At 73.7% G+C, this 3,228-nt stretch carries 3 protein-coding genes; 2 read left to right on the top strand and 1 reads right to left on the bottom strand.

The window, feature by feature from the left end; all coding sequences use genetic code 11:
- Positions 1-299: 299 nt before the first annotated feature.
- Positions 300-1,274 (bottom strand): carbohydrate kinase family protein, encoded by a 975-nt coding sequence (locus ACWGN5_RS41725; protein WP_453524232.1) that lies wholly within the window; start codon positions 1,272-1,274, stop codon positions 300-302.
- 176 nt (positions 1,275-1,450) lie between these two features.
- Here ACWGN5_RS41725 and ACWGN5_RS41720 point away from each other — a divergent pair, with 176 nt between their 5' ends.
- On the top strand, positions 1,451-1,657 hold the full coding sequence (locus tag ACWGN5_RS41720; RefSeq protein WP_453524230.1) for a hypothetical protein: 207 nt from the start codon (positions 1,451-1,453) through the stop codon (positions 1,655-1,657).
- 66 nt (positions 1,658-1,723) lie between these two features.
- On the top strand, positions 1,724-3,175 hold the full coding sequence (locus ACWGN5_RS41715) for a hypothetical protein (protein ID WP_453524228.1): 1,452 nt from the start codon (positions 1,724-1,726) through the stop codon (positions 3,173-3,175).
- The last annotated feature ends 53 nt before the right edge of the window (positions 3,176-3,228 follow it).

Below are 3,228 nucleotides of genomic sequence, written 5' to 3'. Positions count from 1 at the left end.
GCCCGCGCCCGCTGCCCGTGTGGGCCCGCGCCCCGCACCCGTGTGGGCAATCGTCCCGCTGGGGCGGGACGGGTGGGCACACGGGACGGCGCCCTCTCGCGGCGCCTCCGCCTCACGCGCCTGGACCCGCACCACCAGCGGCGGTGCACCGGGGTGCGGGTCCAGGCTCGGGAGCCTCTGGCGCCGGCAAGGGCGCCGTTCCGTTGTGCCCACCCGTTCCGCCCCGGCGGAACGCATGCCCACAACGGGCGGGCGCTGACCCACAACGGGCGAGGCGCCGCCCGCAACGGGCTGGGGGCTCAGAGCAGGTGGGACTGGACCTGCGTCGCCGCCTCTTCGCCGTACGCCTTCGTGAAGCGCTCCATGAAGTTCGCCCGCCGCAGCGTGTACTCCTGCGTCCCCAGCGTCTCGATGACGAGCGTCGCCAGCATGCAGCCCACCTGCGCGGCGCGCTCCAGGCCCACGCCCCACGACAGACCCGTCAGGAAGCCCGCGCGGAAGGCGTCGCCGACACCCGTCGGGTCGACCTTGGCCGTCTCCTCGGGGCAGCCGACCTCGATGGGCGTCTCGCCGACCCGCTCGATGCGCACGCCGCGCGAGCCGAGCGTGGTGACGCGGTGGCCGACGCGGGAGAGGATCTCCGCCTCGGTCCAGCCGGTCTTGGACTCGATGAGCCCCTTCTCGTACTCGTTGGAGAAGAGGTACGTCGCGCCGTCGAGCAGCGTACGGATCTCCTCGCCGTCCATCCGCGCGATCTGCTGCGAGAAGTCGGCCGCGAAGGGGATCTCGCGGGCCTTGCACTCCTCGGTGTGGCGGAGCATCGCCTCGGGGTCGTCGGCGCCGATGAGGACGAGGTCGAGGCCGCCCACGCGGTCGGCGACGGCCTTGAGCTCGATCAGCCGGGCCTCGCTCATGGCGCCGGTGTAGAAGGAGCCGATCTGGTTGTGGTCCTTGTCGGTGGTGCAGACGAAGCGCGCGGTGTGCAGGACCTCGGAGATGCGCACCGAGCCGGTGTCGACGCCGTGCCGGTCGAGCCACGCGCGGTACTCGTCGAAGTCGTAGCCGGCCGCGCCGACCAGGACCGGGTTGCCGCCGAGCTGCCCCATGCCGAAGCAGATGTTGGGGCCGACGCCGCCCCGGCGGACGTCGAGGTTGTCGACGAGGAAGGAGAGGGACACCGTGTGGAGCTGGTCGGCCACCAGCTGGTCGGCGAACCGGCCGGGGAAGGTCATGAGGTGGTCGGTGGCGATGGAGCCGGTGACTGCGATACGCACGGCGGGGTGCTCCTGCGAATTCAATAGGGGCGCGCGAAGCGCTCAAATGAAGGGTGGTGGTGGGCGACGGGCGGGCGACAGTTCACGCTACCGGGTGGGGCGCGCCCTGCCGAACAGTGGAAACTACCCCAGAGTAGGCCTTTTCCCCGGAGCGGTGTGGTGCATACGGTGCGCCCATGACCACGTACCCCGCTCCCCGTGAGCGACACGAGTCCGAGTTGAGCCTCGCCCAGCTGCGCGGGGACGGTGCCCGGATGGCCCCCCACTGGGTCACTCCGCTCTCCCCGGAGCCCGCACCGGTCTCGCCCGCGGCGATCCACGGTGTGGTCGTTCCGGCGGCCTCGGCCCGGCTGATCGACGCCACCGCCGAGTACGGAGGCTGACGGACGGAACCGTCCGCCCCTCCGCTCCGTCCCATCGGCGTCCGGTCGAGACGAGGGAGCTTTGCGGTGAGCGGTACGGAGAACGTACGGAGGCGACGGAACGTCCTCGCCGCCTCGGTGGCGGCGGGTGTACTGCTCGCCGGTGGCGGTGGCGTCTACCTCGCCGTCGCGGCGACGGCGCCGGGCGAGGCGACGCCGGCCGCGGTGGCCGACAAGGCCGCCGACGGGCCTCCTCCGCCGCTGCGCCTGGAGGGCGGCGACGGCGGTACGGGAGGCGGTCCCGGTATCGCGCCCGGTGAGCCCGACCCCGGCGGCGGCCCGAGCGGGACGGTCTACACAGCCAAGGGCCCCCTCCCCCATGGGCCCTCCTCGGCCGCGGTCCACCGGCCCGAGGGCCTGGTCACCTCGGCCGAGGTGACCAGGCTGGCCGAAGCGCTCGGCATCGAGGGCCGGCCCTCCCTCGTCGGGGACGTCTGGACGATCGGGCCCGAGAAGGACGCTTCGGGGCCGCGCCTCGACGTGGCCCGGAAGGCGCCCGGGAGCTGGTCGTACTCCTGGTTCGACGGCGGTCCGGTCGGCGACACCTGCCTCAAGGGCAAGGCCTGCCCGCCGCCCGGAGAGGCGAAGCCCTCGCGGGGCGGTTCTCCGGTGAGCGAGGCCGCGGCGAAGGCGGCGGCCGCCCCCGTCCTGAAGGCGATCGGCCAGGACGACGCGAAGGTGACGGCGACCCAGGTCATGGACGGTTCGGTGCGGGTGGTCAACGCCGATCCGGTGGTGGGCGGCCTGCCGACCTACGGCTGGTCGACGGGGCTGCACATCGGCCCGGACGGCCGTCCGGTCGCCGGGAGCGGGACGCTCAAGGAGCCGGTGAAGGGCGACACGTACCCGGTGATCGGGGCGGAGAAGGCGCTCGCGGAGCTGAACGAGGCCTCGAAGGGCACGGGCCCGATCGGCATCGGCGGCTGCGCGACCGACCCGCCGGCCGGAGCGCAGGTGGAGGGGAACGGCAAGGACGAGCCGGCCGCTCCCTGCCAGTCGATCGCCGACGTGGCGCCGCCGACCGAGGTCCCGGTGACGGCGGCCGTCTTCGGCCTGGCCGCCAAGGACGTGGCGGGCGAGCGGCTGCTGGTGCCGACCTGGCTGTTCACGGCGGACCCGGTGGACGCGGCGCCGTACACGGTGACGGAGACGGCGGTGGCCCCTGAGTACCTGGCGCCGCCGGTGAAGCCCGCGCCGGACGAGGGCACGGCGCCGGTCCGGCGGATCCAGTCGTACCGGACGGCGGAGGACGGCCGGAAGCTGTCGGTGACCTTCTGGGGCGGGGTGTGCAGCACGTACACCGCGAAGGCCGTGGAGACCCCGGAGAAGGTGACCGTGCGGATCGACGAGAAGTCCGACCCCGAGCAGGCCTGCATCGCGGTCGCCAAGGAGATCACGCTGACCGTGACGTTGCAGAGCCCGCTGGGCGGCCGGGCCGTGGTGGACGCGGCGAGCGGCCAGAACGTACCGCGTCACTGACCGCGCCCGGGTACGCGAGAGGGCGGCGGCTCCGGGGGTTCCCGGGGCCCCCG

The organism is Streptomyces sp. NPDC055815, from assembly GCF_053616475.1.
The sequence above is the reverse complement of the archived record's forward strand: the minus strand, read 5'-3'. Positions and strand labels throughout refer to the sequence as shown.

Bases quoted from the DNA above. Each gene is read 5' to 3' on its own strand.
- ACWGN5_RS41720 (WP_453524230.1), top strand. From the start codon at position 1,451: ATGACCACGTACCCCGCTCCCCGTGAGCGACACGAGTCCGAGTTGAGC.